We start from the raw sequence: 13936 nt of genomic DNA, 5'->3' as shown, positions 1-13936 counted from the left end.
AAAAGGCATCAGCTGCTCCTGATGCCTTTTTTATTTATACGCTCAGCCATTCTTCGGAAGATGGATTTTCACGCCATTTCTTCAGCTTGGCTAAATCTTCTGTTTGAATGGAACCTTTCTTCAGAGCTGTTTCAATAAGAGAAGAATAGTCCGTCAATGAAACTGAATGGATTCCTTCTTCCTCAAGCATCTCTGTCCCTTTTTGAAGTTCGTATGTGAAAATGGAGACAGCGCCGATGACTTCACAGCCGGCTTCTCTAAGCGCTCTGACGGCTGTAATCACGCTTCCCCCGGTTGAAATCAAATCCTCCACTACAACCACTTTCTGGCCTTCGCGGACCTTCCCTTCAATCTGATTTCCCTTTCCGTGCCCTTTCGGCTTGCTTCTCACATAAGACATCGGCAGATTCAACAGATCGCTTACCCATGCAGCATGAGGAATTCCTGCAGTAGCCGTGCCTGCAATCATTTCAGCTTGAGGGTAATGCTCTCTGATCAGAGCGGACAGACCTTCTGCAATGTTTTTTCTTACCTCCGGATAAGAGAGCGTCAGGCGGTTATCGCAGTAGATCGGTGATTTGAGCCCGCTTGACCATGTAAACGGATCATTAGGGCTAAGGTATACAGCTTCGATTGTCAGCAGTTGTTCGGCAATTTGATGGTTCATACAGGCAGTCCCTCCCAGGCGTTTTTCATTTGTGTATAGGCGGCAAGCGGATCCGGTGCTTTGGTGATGCTCCGTCCTGCCACAATGGCAGTTGACCCGAGCTCTCTCGCTTTTTCAGGAGTAGCCACCCTGACCTGGTCATTTACTGCATCACCGCTCATGCGTATTCCGGGTGTTACTGTCATAAACGAGCGGGGAAGCTCGCTGTAGATGCGGGGCACCTCAAGAGAAGAGCACACAATACCGTCAAGGCCGCTTTTTGCAGCAAGCTTAGCGTAGCTTAATACCGTGTCATCAAGGCTAGTGCTGATCAACAATTCGTTCTTCAGCATCTCTGCCGACGTGCTTGTCAGCTGAGTGACAGCAATGCAGGCGGGACGCTTGGAGCCTGCAGGTGTTCCGGCCTCAAGACCTTCCATTGCAGATTCCATCATGGCACTGCCGCCGGCCGCATGCACATTGACGAGATTGACTCCGAGTCCTGCAAGACCCCTCATCGCTTTTTTCACGGTTTCGGGAATATCATGGAGCTTAAGATCAAGGAAAATCTCATGACCGCCTGATTTCAGATGATCTATGACCGCAGGACCTTCCCGGTAAAAGAGCTCCATGCCAGCTTTTACATAAAGTTTCTGTCCGGACATCTTTTTTAAGAATTCTCCTGTTTCGGCAGCATCCTTAAAATCAAGCGCGATAATCAGCGGTCTCTCGTTCATGCTTAAAGCTCCTTCCGATGCATTCTGTAATGTGATCAAACCCGTATTTTCTAAGCACATGAGGCAGTTCTTCAATGATTTCAGGGCAAACAAACGGATTCACAAAGTTGGCTGTTCCTACTGCTACGGCGCTTGCTCCCGCGTACATGAATTCAAGGACGTCTTCTGCTGTCTGAACACCGCCCATGCCGATAATCGGAATGGATACCGCCTGGCTGACTTCATGAATCATGCGGATGGCCACCGGTTTGATGGCAGGGCCGGATAAGCCGCCTGTGCGGTTTGCAAGAACCGGCTTGCCTGTTTTCAAATCCAGTCTCATTCCGATGAGCGTGTTGATCATCGTTAATCCATCAGCTCCTGCCGCTTCGATCGCTTTGGCAATGTCAGTGATGTTGCTGACGTTCGGTGACAGCTTGACATAAACAGGCACCTCTGACACAGCTTTTACGGCGCGCGTAAGGGAGGCTGCCATCTCGGGGTTTGTCCCGAATGCAATTCCTCCGGTTTTAACATTCGGACAGGAAATGTTCAGTTCAAGTGCATGAACATTTTTCGCCCTGCTGATTTTTCTTGCAACCTCGACATAATCTTCCTCTGCTGAGCCCGCCACATTTGCAAGAACCGGCACATCGAATGACTCAAGCCAGGGAAGTTCATTTTCAAGGATCCCGGTTAGTCCAGGGTTTTGCAGGCCGATTGCATTGAGCATGCCCGCTTCTGTTTCAGCCACCCTCGGGGTCGGATTTCCAAAACGCGGTTCGGCTGTTGCTGCCTTGATCATGATGGCGCCAAGTTTATTCAGGTCATATAGACCGGCAAATTCTTTTCCGAATCCAAAGCAGCCTGAGGCCGGCATTATCGGATTTTTGAGTGATAGTCCCGGAAGTTCAACATTCAGCATGACAGCACAACCTCTCCTGCTTTAAATACCGGCCCGTCGGTGCACACTTTTTTATAAGATGTGCCATTCGGGTCATCTGCCGTATGGCACACACATGCAAAGCATGCGCCGATTCCGCAGCCCATTCTTTCCTCAAGAGAGAGAAAAACAGGCTTGTCTGGAAAAAGATTTTCAAGGCTTGCAAGCATGGGGGTAGGACCGCATGCGAAAAGAGCGTCAAACTCCATGCTGCGTTCTTTAATGCAGTCTGTGACGAACCCTTTCGTCCCGTATGAACCATCTGCCGTCGCAATATAGGTTTCACCGAGTTTCTTAAACTCACTTTCATAGAAAACCTGATCCGCAGACTGGAAACCGAGCACGTGGCGGACGTTAACACCCCTTGCAAGCAGACGTCTTGAAAGCTCATATAAAGGAGGAACTCCGATGCCGCCTCCGACAAGAAGCGCTGTATCTCCCTGATTCAGGCTTTCCGGATCAAATCCGTTTCCAAGCGGGCCGAGCACATCGACGAGCTCTCCTTCTTTCCTTGCAGAGAGGAGCTTCGTGCCCGCTCCCTCTGCCCGGTAGATCATCGTGAATTCCCGCTTTTCTTTCTCTATTTTTGCAATGCTGATCGGTCTTCTTAAAAGAGGAGATGCCGCACTTGAAACTTTGATATGAACGAACTGGCCGGGCTGGTTCATTTCATCAACCAGACTTCCTTTTAATGTTAGTTCATAAATTCCTTCTGCAATCTCTCTCTGGCCGGCAATGATCATCCATTCTTTCCGTATCAAGCGTACGTCACCTCTTTGCTGATTACTCGTTTTGGCATTTGTTCAGTTGAGAATGTCATTGACTCTAAAACTCTTAAAATCGCTTTTGCTGTGTCAAGTGACGTGAGGCATGGAATTCCGTTTTCAACCGATTCGCGTCTGATTCTGAAGCCATCGCGCTGCGGCTGTTTCCCCTTAGTCAATGTATTGATGACGAACTGGGCTTCGCCCGTGCGGATAATATCAAGCATATTCGGAGACTCGCTGCCGATTTTGCCGACGATTCTCGCTTCTACCCCATTCTCATGCAGATAGCCGGCTGTTCCGTTTGTTGCCATGATCTGATAGCCGATTGCACTGAAGCGGCGTGCTACTTCCAGTCCCTCTTCTTTATCCTTGTCAGCGATTGTCAGCAGGACCTGTCCGTAGTTCTGCACTTTCATTCCTGATGCAATCAGTCCTTTATAAAGAGCTTTTTCAAGGGTTGTGTCTTTTCCCATCACTTCGCCTGTCGATTTCATTTCAGGACCGAGCGTAATGTCCACTCTGCGCAGCTTCTCAAATGAGAAGACCGGCACTTTGACATAGACGCCTTCGCTTTCCGGCTGAATGCCCGTTTCATAGCCGAGTTCAGGCAATGATTTGCCGAGTATGACTTTCGTTGCAAGATTCGCCATCGGCACGCCGGTTATTTTGCTTAGGAATGGAACCGTGCGGCTTGATCTTGGATTCACTTCGATCACGAATACTTCATTTTTATAGATGACAAACTGAATGTTCAGAAGCCCTTTAATGTTTAATCCCCTTGCAAGTGCTATTGTCCGTTCAGTTATCGTCTTTTTGATGTCATCCGTCAGTGTTTGCGGAGGATATACGGCGATGGAATCACCGGAGTGTACCCCTGCACGCTCAATATGCTCCATGATTCCCGGGATAAAGACATTTTGGCCGTCTGAGATCGCATCGACTTCTATTTCTTTTCCGGTTAAATACTTATCGATTAGTACCGGGTGCTGCGGATTAACTTTTACAGCATTTTTCATGTAATGCAGCAGATCGTTTTCCTCATGCACGATCTCCATTGCACGTCCGCCTAGAACATATGACGGTCTGACAAGAACCGGATAGCGGATGGATGACGCGATTGCAACCGCCTCTTCAACAGATGTCGCCGTTTTTCCAAGAGGCTGCGGAATGCCGAGCGTGTTTAATGTGTGCTCAAATTTATCTCTGTTTTCGGCACGGTCCAAATCCTCAAGAGATGTTCCGAGAATCTTGACGCCTCTTGCTTCAAGTTCATCCGCAAGGTTAATCGCTGTCTGACCCCCGAACTGAACAACTACCCCTTTAGGTTTTTCAAGTTCGATGATGTGCATCACATCTTCTGCCGTCAGCGGCTCAAAGTAAAGCTTATCCGAGATGCTGAAATCAGTTGAGACGGTTTCCGGATTGTTGTTGATAATAATTGCTTCATATCCGGCTTCTTTTATGGCCCATACAGAGTGAACGGTCGCATAGTCAAATTCTACACCCTGACCGATTCGGATCGGCCCTGACCCAAGGACAATCACACTTTCTTTTCCTGTAACAGCTGATTCATTCTCATCCTCATACGTGCCGTAGAAGTACGGTGTTTCCGATTCAAATTCCGCTGCGCATGTATCAACTGTTTTATAGACCGGGAACAGATTCAGCTGTTTTCTGAATTGGTATACCTCCCGCTCTGTTGTCTCCCAGCGTTCAGCAACAGCGACATCGGAGAAGCCCATCTTTTTGGCTTTCTCAAGGACGATGGCATCAAATTTCGCTTCTGCAAGCACTCTTTCAAACTTGATGATATTTTCGATTTTCACAAGAAAAAACAGGTCAATTCCGCTCCACTCATGAATCGTTTCGATTGATACGCCTCTTCTGATCGCTTCAGAAAGATAAAACAGTCTTTCGTCTCCTGCTTTGCGGATTCGTTTTTCAATCTTTTCATCGCTGAATTCGGCTGCATTTTTTAAATCGATATGGTACTGATCCGCTTCAAGTGAACGGACGGCTTTCAGCAGGGATTCTTCAAGCGTTCTGCCGATCGCCATCACTTCGCCGGTAGCCTTCATCTGCGTTCCGAGTCTGCGGTTGGCTGACTCAAATTTATCAAACGGCCATCTCGGGATTTTTGTAACGATGTAGTCGAGTGCCGGCTCAAAGCACGCATACGTCTTGCCTGTTACCGGGTTCATCATTTCATCAAGAGTCAGTCCGACCGCAATTTTTGCGGCAAGCTTCGCAATCGGATAGCCTGTTGCTTTAGATGCAAGCGCAGATGAGCGGCTTACACGCGGATTCACTTCAATGATGTAGTACTGGAAACTGTGCGGATCAAGAGCAAGCTGGACATTGCATCCGCCTTCTATGCCAAGTGCGCGGATAATTTTAAGAGAAACGTTCCTGAGCATCTGGTACTCTCTGTCACTGAGCGTCTGGCTCGGCGCAACGACGATGGAGTCCCCTGTATGAATGCCGACAGGATCAATGTTTTCCATGTTGCAGACAACAATGGCGCTGTCATTTTTATCACGCATGACTTCATATTCGATTTCTTTATAACCCGCGATGCTTTTTTCAAGCAGACATTGTGTGACCGGACTGTATTTCAGTCCGCTTGTCACGATTTCGATCAGCTCTTCTTCGTTTGAGCAGATTCCGCCGCCTGTGCCTCCAAGTGTATAGGCAGGTCTTACGATGACAGGATAACCGACTTTTTCTATAAAAGCGTAAGCTTCTTCAAGGTTGTGGACAATATCGCTCTCCGGAACCGGCTCACCCAGTTCATTCATCAGCTGGCGGAAAAGATCGCGGTCTTCCGCTTTTTGAATAGCGCTTAATTTTGTTCCAAGAATCTCAACGTTGCATTCTTCAAGAACCCCTGCTTCAGCAAGCTGAACCGCCATGTTAAGGCCTGTCTGGCCTCCAAGCGTCGGAAGAAGTGCATCCGGGCGTTCTTTGCGGATGATTTTCGTCAAAAACTCAAGTGTCAGGGGCTCAATATACACTTTGTCTGCCATTTCTGTATCTGTCATGATCGTTGCAGGGTTTGAATTGACAAGGATGACTTCATAACCTTCTTCTTTAAGAGCGATGCAGGCCTGTGTTCCTGCATAGTCAAACTCTGCTGCCTGTCCAATGATAATTGGCCCTGATCCGATTACTAGAATTTTTTTAATGTCTACGCGTTTTGGCATACGTTGATCCCTTCTTTCTTGAATGTTTCAATCATGTCGATAAATTGATCAAATAGTCCGTTTGCATCTTCTGGTCCTGGCGAAGCTTCCGGATGGTACTGCACGGTGAAGGCAGGCAGCGTTTTATGCTTCAGTCCTTCTACAGATCCGTCGTTTAAAGCAAGATGAGTAACCTCAAGGTCTGTTGCTTTTACTGAATCAAGGGTAACGGTGTATCCGTGATTTTGGGAGGTAAGAGCTACCTTTCCTGTTGACAGGTCTTTTACCGGATGGTTTGACCCGCGGTGTCCGAATTTCATTTTTTCCGTATCGGCTCCCCCTGCAAGGGCAAAAAGCTGATGGCCAAGGCAGATGCCGAATAAAGGAATTTTCCCAAGCACTCCATTGATCATCTCAAGTGCATGAGGGACATCTTTTGGGTCCCCAGGTCCGTTTGAAAGCATGATGCCGTCTGGATTTAACTGAAGGATTTCTTCAGCAGTTGCCGTATGGGGCACGACGACCACATCGCAGCTGCGTTTGTTCAGCTCGCGGAGGATGCCGTGTTTCATCCCGAAATCGACAAGAACCACTCTGCATCCGCGTCCAGGGCTTGGATAAGGTGTTTTCGTCGAAACAGTTTCCACCTGATTTCTTGGAAGCTCCGCTGATTTTAATGAGGCAAGCACCTCATCTACATCTGCATGCTCTGAGCAAAAAGCTCCTTTCAAGGTTCCATAGGTGCGGATGATTCTTGTCAGTTTGCGGGTATCAATCCCTGCAAGTCCCGGAATGCCCTTGATTTTGAAATACTCATCCAGAGAAAATTCGCTTCTGAAATTAGATGGCACTTCACATAATTCTTTTACGATAAACCCATTGATGAATGGTGAAATCGTTTCAAAGTCGTCGCGGTTAATGCCGTAGTTTCCGATCAGCGGATACGTAAGCGTCACAATCTGCCCGCAGTATGACGGGTCAGAGAGAATTTCCTGATAGCCTGTCATTCCTGTATGGAACACTACTTCTCCCATTGTGTCCGCTTCGCTTCCAAATCCCTGTCCTGTAAAAATGGTGCCGTCTTCGAGAATCAGATGTCTGATCATACGTTTACTCTCTCCCTTTTCCATACGATTTTGCCTTCTACGATGGTTGCTTCCGGCCAGCCTTTGCATGAATAGCCTGCAAATGGTGTGTTTTTCCCTTTTGAAAGGAACGTTTCCGGATTGATGGTTTTTTCTTCTTCCAGATCAAGGATCGTCAAATCCGCTGCGCGGCCTTCTTCAAGTTTGCCAAATGGCAGGCCAAACGTTTCCGCCGGCTTAGCTGTGAGAAAATCAATCAGCTGTTTCAGCGTCCATTCTCCTGACTCAACAAACCTGGTGTATAAAAGCGGAAATGCCGTTTCAAGTCCCACAATGCCGAACGGAGCAAGGCTCAGCGGTTCGGCCTTTTCTTCCGCTGTATGCGGTGCATGGTCAGTCGCGATAAAATCAATTGTTCCGTCAAGCAGCCCTTCAATCAGCGCTTCCCGGTCTTCTTTCCCGCGGAGCGGCGGATTCATTTTGTAATTTGTATCCAGTCCGGGGATATCTGTGTCGCACAGCAGAAGGTGATGCGGCGTTACTTCCGCTGTTACGTTTATGCCTGCTTTTTTCGCATCTCGCACCACTCTGACTGATTCTTTCGTGCTGATGTGGCAGACGTGGTAGTGGCAGCCTGCGGCTTCAGCCAGCAGTACATCTCTTGCAATCTGCACAGATTCGCAGATAGAAGGAATGCCATTGATTCCGTGCCTTTTTGCAAATTCCCCGTCATGAAGAGCTCCTTTATAGATCAGCGAGTTGTCTTCACAGTGTGCTACGATGCTTGCACCCGTGTCTGCCGCTTTTTTCATTGCCTCATACATCATGCCCGCAGACTGAACGCCTACTCCGTCATCTGTAAAGGCGAACGCTCCTGCATCTTTCAGCTTTTTGAAATCCGTCAGTTCTTTTCCAGCCTGTCTTACCGTGATAGATGCATATGGAAGAACTCGTACAGAAGCTTTTTCTTTAATTCTGTCCTGCAGCCAGTTCATTTGCTCTGCGTGGTCCGGAACAGGCTTTGTATTAGGCATGGCGGCAACGGCTGTAAATCCTCCTGCAGCAGCAGCCTTCGTACCTGTTTCAATCGTTTCTTTATGTTCTCCGCCGGGTTCCCTGAGATGAATATGTAAATCGATAAATCCCGGGGAAACCAGCTTGCCCTCTGCATCAATGACATCAGCTGCATCCGCTTCGATGTTTTCGCTGATCTCTGAGATGATTCCGTCTAAAATCAAGATGTCGGCTTTCACTTTCTCTCCGCTGTCCGTTAAAATAAAGCCGTTTTTAATGATAGATTGCATATGCTGCTTCCCCCTTATTTTGTGATGCTGCGCCCTCAAGCGCGCGTTTTAAAACAGCCATTCTGACGTAAACACCGTTTTCCATTTGCTTAAAAATTCTTGATCTTCTGCATTCAACCAGCTCATCTGCGATTTCAACGCCTCTGTTTACCGGAGCAGGATGCATAATAATGGCTCTTGGTTTCATCTCTTTTTCTCTTTCTAACGTAAGTCCGTAAAGTCTGTGGTAATCAGCCCCGCCTGCGGTTTGATTTTCATGTCTCTCATGCTGAATTCTCAGGAGCATAACGACATCGGAAGCTTGAACGGCTCCATCTGTCTCTGCATATGTGCCGTATGTTTCATCCTTCCACTCATCAGGCGCACAGAGCAGGACATTCGCACCGAGCCTCCGCAGTACCTCCGCATTAGACCGCGCAACGCGGCTGTGTTTGATGTCACCGTGTATGGAGACGGTCAGACCTTCAAACCTCCCAAACTCCTGCTGGATGGTCAGCAGATCAAGGAGCGACTGTGTAGGATGATGACCGCAGCCGTCTCCTGCATTCAAAATCGGAATTCCGACTTTCTCTTTCAGTTCTTCGAAGTATTCATCTTCAGGGTGTCTGATGACGACTGCGTTTGCTCCTATTGCCTCAAGCGTGCGCACTGTGTCGTAAAGGGTTTCACCTTTTTGCACGCTTGAATGTGAGGCATCAAAGTTAAGGACGTTCAGGCCAAGCCTTTTTTCAGCTACTTCAAAACTGAAACGGGTTCTTGTGCTCGGTTCAAAAAACAGGTTTGCAGCAAACATCTGTGTTTTTTGACTGTCTATTTTTCCTGAACGGAATTTTTCTGCGTCTTTTAATATGGTTAAAATTTCATCTGCAGGCAGATCACTCATTCTAAGCAAGTGCTTCATCATCATCTCTCCCGTCATTTTTTCTGCAAAAAAACACCCTGAAATCCGGTTTCAGGGTGTGAGAAGGCATGACAAAACCTAAAAGTTGTTTTGCCCGTGCCCATCCACCCTTGCAAGCCTCTCTGGACTTTCGTTAAAAGGTGTTCTTATGCAGCTGTATGTTCATTTGCAGCTGTTTGTTCTCTTTCAGCAGCTTTGCGGCCCGGAAGGACCAGGTTCAGGACAATGCCGATGATTGCCGCAAATGCCATGCCGTGAAGTTCAAACTGCTCGCTTACTTTTATCATGGCTCCGCCAATCCCGATGACCAGGATGACAGAGGAAATCACAAGGTTTCGTTTATTTCCGAAATCAATCTTGTTGTCAGTCAGCATTCTTAATCCTGATGATGCGATAATCCCAAACAGCAGGATGGACACGCCGCCCATGACAGGCGTCGGAATGGAGCTGATCAATGCTGAGATTTTTCCGATGAAGCCGAACACGACGGCCATAACCGCGGCACCTGCGATGATGTAGACGCTGTAAACCCGCGTAATAGCAAGTACACCGATGTTTTCACCGTACGTTGTGTTCGGCGGTCCTCCGATAAGTGATGCGATCATCGTTGCCACTCCATCTCCAAGGATCGAACGGTGCAGACCAGGTTCTTTCAAGTAATCCCTCTCCACCACTTTACCAAGGACAAGCTGATGTCCGATATGCTCTGACAGAGTAACCACTGCAACCGGAACCATCAGAAGCACGATTTCGTAGGAAAACCCTGGCGTATATGTGACAAAAGGTATGATAAAGTCCGGTTTTTGAAACAGTCCTGCCCCGACTACTTTACTGAAATCGACCAGTCCGATGGAGAGTGCGTACAGGTAGCCTCCGGCGATTCCAATCAGGACAGGGATCAGGCTGACAAAGCCTTTGAATGCAACCGAGCACACAATCGTTATCGCAAGCGTCACTAAAGCTACCGAGAAGTAGGTCAGGTTATATTCTCCCTCAGGATTGTTCATGGCCATATCTACCGCAGTCCCTGCAAGGCTCAGTCCGATGACGATGATGACGGGACCGACGACTACAGGAGGCAAAAGCTTCATGATCCACTTGTATCCGACGATTTTAATCAGCAGGGCTACAAGTCCGTACACGACTCCTGCAAGGAAACTTCCGACCATTGCCCCTTCAGGCCCTTCAGCCGCCTTTGCCGCGATGATTGGTGCGATGAAGGCGAATGAGGAACCAAGATAAGCCGGCACTTGGCCTTTTGTGATCAGCAGAAATGCAAGCGTCCCAAGTCCGCTTGAGATCAGGGCGACAGCAGGATCAAGTCCGACCAAAAAGGGTACGAGGATGGTTGCTCCAAACATGGCAAACAGATGCTGAAAGCTCAGGGTGATCCATGTGAGCGGCTTTGGGGTTTCTTTTATATCAAGCTGTAGAGCTTCTTTTCTAGGTTTCATATCTATTCCCCGCTTTCTTTTTATAAAAAAACCTCTTTGCATGAGGCTGCAAAGAGGCATAATCATCCTGTCAAATAAGAACACAGGTGTGATTTTCCGTTCCTTTTGCAGCCTCTCTGGACTTCATTAAAAGGTGGTCTATTCTTTTTCATGTATGGCGACCTGATCGTTTTTGTCGACTTCCATCAGTTCGACGACAATTTTTTCAGAGCTTGAGGTCGGAATGTTTTTGCCGACATAGTCTGCCCGGATCGGCAATTCTCTGTGTCCTCTGTCTACCAGGACTGCGAGCTGAATCTGTGAAGGTCTTCCGATGTCAATCAGCGCATCAAGCCCGGCGCGGACTGTTCTTCCTGTATAAAGGACGTCATCTATCAGAATGACTGTTTTGTTTGTGATATCTGCAGGAATATCCGAGCCTTTCACGAGCGGCTCCTCATTCACTGTTTTTTTGGAAAGGTCATCTCTGTAGAGTGTAATGTCAAGCTCTCCTACTTCTACGGGCTTGCCTTCAATCTGTTCGATCCGTTCTGCAAGCCTTTTGGCAAGGTGGATGCCTCTTGTCTTAATCCCGACAAGAATGACAGAATCGATGCCTTTGTTTCGTTCAATGATTTCGTGGGCAATTCTCGTCAATGCTCTTCTAATTGACTGCTGGTCAAGCACAACTGCTTTTTGGGGCATGCTATTCACCTCTCCTTTTGAACCTGCAAAAAGAAAATCCCTCCTGCCGTTTGGCAAGAGGGATTGGATGCGTGCTGAATTGTACGCAGACTATGCGCATAAGATCCGTTTCCTTCTCAGCCTCACGGGACTGTCTTAAAGGTTCATTTTTCAACTACGGCTATTATGACAAATCATACGGCTTGTGTCAATGACTTTTTTTCAGATCTTCGATTACCTGCTGAAATTCAGCAGGTAGCGGAGCATTAAATTCAAGGTACTCGCCCGTGCGGGGATGCTTAAAGCCGAGAACGCCTGCATGAAGCGCCTGGCCGCCGATATTCGGCGTTTTTTTCGGGCCGTATTTCGGATCGCCGACAATAGGGAAACCGATGTATTTCATATGAACTCTGATCTGATGCGTTCTGCCTGTCTCAAGCTGGCACTCAATCAGCGTGTAGCCGGCAAAGCGGTCAAGAACATGAAAATGAGTGACAGCGTCCTTGCTGTGCTCATTTGTAACCGTCATGCTCTGGCGGTCCTGTTTATCGCGGCCGATCGGAGCATCAACTGTTCCCTTGTCATGCTGAATAATCCCATGAACAATCGCCTGATAACGTCTTGTAACCGATTTTTCTACAAGCTGGTTAACCAGTGACTCGTGCGCCATGTCATTTTTGGCAACCATCAGAAGTCCTGATGTATCTTTATCAATCCGGTGGACAATGCCCGGTCTCATGACGCCGTTAATGCCGGAAAGGTCCTTGCAGTGGGCCATCAGTCCATTTACAAGCGTCCCTGACAAATGTCCTGGTGCAGGATGCACAACCATTCCTTTAGGTTTATTGACAACAAGAACGTCTGCATCTTCATAATAAACATCAAGATTCATTTCTTCCGGCAGAACATCTAGCGGTTCAGGGTCCGGAATGAGAAGAGTGACCGTATCGCCGGGCTGAACTTTATAATTGCTTCTTGACTCTCCGTCATTCACTTTCACGTGTCCTTCTTTTATCCAGATCTGGACCTGGCTTCTTGACCAGTCTGCATTTTCCGAAGCAAGCAGCTTATCAAGGCGTTCATATTTATTGCTGTCATCAATCTTAATTTCTATGCTGTTCATTCACTTTCTCCTTCTCTTGTTTCCCATCTAAAAGCATGACGATAAAGAGCAGCGCCACTCCCACACAAAGTGCAGAATCCGCTACATTGAAAATTGGAAACGGGTATGTACCAATATAGGTTTGGACAAAATCGACCACTTCCTGATGGATCACTCTGTCAATAAAGTTGCCGATCGCACCGCCAAGCATTAAGCCGAGGGCAATCCCCATCAGACGGCTTCCGTTTGTATATTTTTGGATATAAACAACCAGGCCGGCTACTACAATAACCGTAATCACGTAAAAAAACAACATCTGGCCCTGAAGAATTCCCCAGGCAGCTCCCTGATTCCGATGTGAGGTAATATACAGGACATTTTCAATAACCGGAATGCTTTCCCCGATTTCAAGTTCTTTCACAATCAGCCATTTGGTGAGCTGATCCAGTGCAATAATCACAAGTGCGATGAGATAGTAAAGCACAAGCTTTCCCCAACTTTCCTATAATATACTTCTGAATTGTATCACAGGCAAAATAGAAGAGCAAAGCTTGTCTCTAAGCTATTACATATATTCTTCTGCTTCTGAATAGAGGGGTGGATGATAATTCATATGAGGCAGGGATTTTCGTTCATACAGTTCCTGAAAAGCAAAATCATGTATGCTTCTTGCAGTGGGGATAATCGCTAATTTTTCAAGTTCAATTGCAAGGCCGGTTTCTTCACAAATGCCGTACGTTCCGTTTTTTATTTTCAGGAGCGCTCTCTCAACGTCATTCAACTCTTCTTTTACATGTCCCATAATTGTTTTTTCTTTGTATGGATAAAATAAATGAGGCTGTTCTGTCTCCATATCAAACAGACAATGATCAAAAAGCCTTGACTTAAGCTCTCGCTGCATCAATTGAAGCTCATGCCAGATAGCATCTATACTCATAGCGGACATCTCCTTGTGGCTTGGCTTTGTACCTATAGTCTATCCGGTTTGAAACTCCTCACGCTTTTAAGAATTTTCCTGTGGAGGGAATTAGAAAAGCGGAATCAGCCGTTTAGCTCCGACAGGCAGAAAAGAAATCACCCGAAAAGTCCGGGTTTGACTTTTTGGGGGATTTTGTTCTGACGGAGGAGTTGGCTGATGGAGCTGGACACCGCGAAAAGCGGAATCAGCCGTTT

Annotated in this window: 13 protein-coding genes; all 13 read right to left on the bottom strand. The window is 47.4% G+C overall.

The genetic code is table 11. From position 1 onward, the window contains the following. Positions 1 to 34: 34 nt before the first annotated feature. The gene (gene pyrE, locus ACTSEZ_RS04620) at positions 35 to 667 is read right to left on the bottom strand and encodes an orotate phosphoribosyltransferase (protein WP_369733002.1); all 633 of its coding nucleotides are present in this window, start codon (positions 665 to 667) and stop codon (positions 35 to 37) included. Beyond that, a complete protein-coding gene (gene pyrF, locus ACTSEZ_RS04615; RefSeq protein WP_369733001.1) occupies positions 664 to 1383 on the bottom strand; it encodes an orotidine-5'-phosphate decarboxylase in 720 nt (239 codons plus the stop codon). Before pyrF ends, pyrE begins: the two co-directional genes overlap by 4 nt. After that, complete coding sequence (locus tag ACTSEZ_RS04610) at positions 1352 to 2287, bottom strand: dihydroorotate dehydrogenase (RefSeq protein WP_369733000.1); 936 nt, start codon at positions 2285 to 2287, stop codon at positions 1352 to 1354. The genes pyrF and ACTSEZ_RS04610 overlap by 32 nt, the downstream gene beginning before the upstream one ends. Next, a complete protein-coding gene (locus ACTSEZ_RS04605) occupies positions 2281 to 3066 on the bottom strand; it encodes a dihydroorotate dehydrogenase electron transfer subunit (protein ID WP_369732999.1) in 786 nt (261 codons plus the stop codon). Before ACTSEZ_RS04605 ends, ACTSEZ_RS04610 begins: the two co-directional genes overlap by 7 nt. Next, positions 3063 to 6275, bottom strand: a complete 3213-nt coding sequence (gene carB / locus ACTSEZ_RS04600) for a carbamoyl-phosphate synthase large subunit (RefSeq protein ID WP_369732998.1) — start codon at positions 6273 to 6275, stop codon at positions 3063 to 3065. The genes ACTSEZ_RS04605 and carB overlap by 4 nt, the downstream gene beginning before the upstream one ends. Beyond that, complete coding sequence (locus tag ACTSEZ_RS04595; protein ID WP_369732997.1) at positions 6260 to 7360, bottom strand: carbamoyl phosphate synthase small subunit; 1101 nt, start codon at positions 7358 to 7360, stop codon at positions 6260 to 6262. The genes carB and ACTSEZ_RS04595 overlap by 16 nt, the downstream gene beginning before the upstream one ends. Continuing rightward, positions 7357 to 8643 carry a dihydroorotase gene (gene pyrC / locus ACTSEZ_RS04590; RefSeq protein WP_369732996.1) on the bottom strand — a complete coding sequence of 429 codons (1287 nt, stop codon included), beginning with the start codon at positions 8641 to 8643 and terminating at the stop codon, positions 7357 to 7359. The genes ACTSEZ_RS04595 and pyrC overlap by 4 nt, the downstream gene beginning before the upstream one ends. Then, a complete protein-coding gene (locus tag ACTSEZ_RS04585; protein WP_369732995.1) occupies positions 8627 to 9544 on the bottom strand; it encodes an aspartate carbamoyltransferase catalytic subunit in 918 nt (305 codons plus the stop codon). The genes pyrC and ACTSEZ_RS04585 overlap by 17 nt, the downstream gene beginning before the upstream one ends. A 146-nt stretch (positions 9545 to 9690) precedes the next feature. Continuing rightward, positions 9691 to 10998, bottom strand: a complete 1308-nt coding sequence (locus tag ACTSEZ_RS04580) for a solute carrier family 23 protein (RefSeq protein ID WP_369732994.1) — start codon at positions 10996 to 10998, stop codon at positions 9691 to 9693. Positions 10999 to 11136: 138 nt separating this feature from the next. Next, a complete protein-coding gene (gene pyrR / locus ACTSEZ_RS04575; RefSeq protein WP_029281474.1) occupies positions 11137 to 11682 on the bottom strand; it encodes a bifunctional pyr operon transcriptional regulator/uracil phosphoribosyltransferase PyrR in 546 nt (181 codons plus the stop codon). A gap of 187 nt (positions 11683 to 11869) precedes the next feature. Beyond that, positions 11870 to 12784 (bottom strand): RluA family pseudouridine synthase, encoded by a 915-nt coding sequence (locus tag ACTSEZ_RS04570; RefSeq protein WP_369732993.1) that lies wholly within the window; start codon positions 12782 to 12784, stop codon positions 11870 to 11872. Next, positions 12765 to 13247 carry a signal peptidase II gene (gene lspA / locus ACTSEZ_RS04565; protein WP_369732992.1) on the bottom strand — a complete coding sequence of 161 codons (483 nt, stop codon included), beginning with the start codon at positions 13245 to 13247 and terminating at the stop codon, positions 12765 to 12767. The genes ACTSEZ_RS04570 and lspA overlap by 20 nt, the downstream gene beginning before the upstream one ends. An 81-nt stretch (positions 13248 to 13328) precedes the next feature. Beyond that, positions 13329 to 13700, bottom strand: a complete 372-nt coding sequence (locus tag ACTSEZ_RS04560) for a TraR/DksA family transcriptional regulator (protein ID WP_369732991.1) — start codon at positions 13698 to 13700, stop codon at positions 13329 to 13331. Positions 13701 to 13936: the final 236 nt, after the last annotated feature.

Origin of the sequence: Metabacillus mesotrionivorans (assembly GCF_052171315.1) — a bacterium.
GTDB lineage: Bacteria > Bacillota > Bacilli > Bacillales > Bacillaceae > Bacillus_P.
Note: the sequence above shows the minus strand (reverse complement) of the source record. Positions and strands in the feature narration are given on the sequence as shown.

What these genes read in the sequence shown, in the direction of transcription:
- pyrE (WP_369733002.1), bottom strand. Translation starts at nt 667, where the DNA reads ATGAACCATCAAATTGCCGAACAACTGCTGACAATCGAAGCTGTATAC.
- pyrF (WP_369733001.1), bottom strand. Translation starts at nt 1,383, where the DNA reads ATGAACGAGAGACCGCTGATTATCGCGCTTGATTTTAAGGATGCTGCC.
- ACTSEZ_RS04610 (WP_369733000.1), bottom strand. Translation starts at nt 2,287, where the DNA reads ATGCTGAATGTTGAACTTCCGGGACTATCACTCAAAAATCCGATAATG.
- carB (WP_369732998.1), bottom strand. Translation starts at nt 6,275, where the DNA reads ATGCCAAAACGCGTAGACATTAAAAAAATTCTAGTAATCGGATCAGGG.
- ACTSEZ_RS04595 (WP_369732997.1), bottom strand. Translation starts at nt 7,360, where the DNA reads ATGATCAGACATCTGATTCTCGAAGACGGCACCATTTTTACAGGACAG.
- pyrC (WP_369732996.1), bottom strand. Translation starts at nt 8,643, where the DNA reads ATGCAATCTATCATTAAAAACGGCTTTATTTTAACGGACAGCGGAGAG.
- ACTSEZ_RS04585 (WP_369732995.1), bottom strand. Translation starts at nt 9,544, where the DNA reads ATGAAGCACTTGCTTAGAATGAGTGATCTGCCTGCAGATGAAATTTTA.
- ACTSEZ_RS04580 (WP_369732994.1), bottom strand. Translation starts at nt 10,998, where the DNA reads ATGAAACCTAGAAAAGAAGCTCTACAGCTTGATATAAAAGAAACCCCA.
- pyrR (WP_029281474.1), bottom strand. Translation starts at nt 11,682, where the DNA reads ATGCCCCAAAAAGCAGTTGTGCTTGACCAGCAGTCAATTAGAAGAGCA.
- ACTSEZ_RS04570 (WP_369732993.1), bottom strand. Translation starts at nt 12,784, where the DNA reads ATGAACAGCATAGAAATTAAGATTGATGACAGCAATAAATATGAACGC.
- ACTSEZ_RS04560 (WP_369732991.1), bottom strand. Translation starts at nt 13,700, where the DNA reads ATGAGTATAGATGCTATCTGGCATGAGCTTCAATTGATGCAGCGAGAG.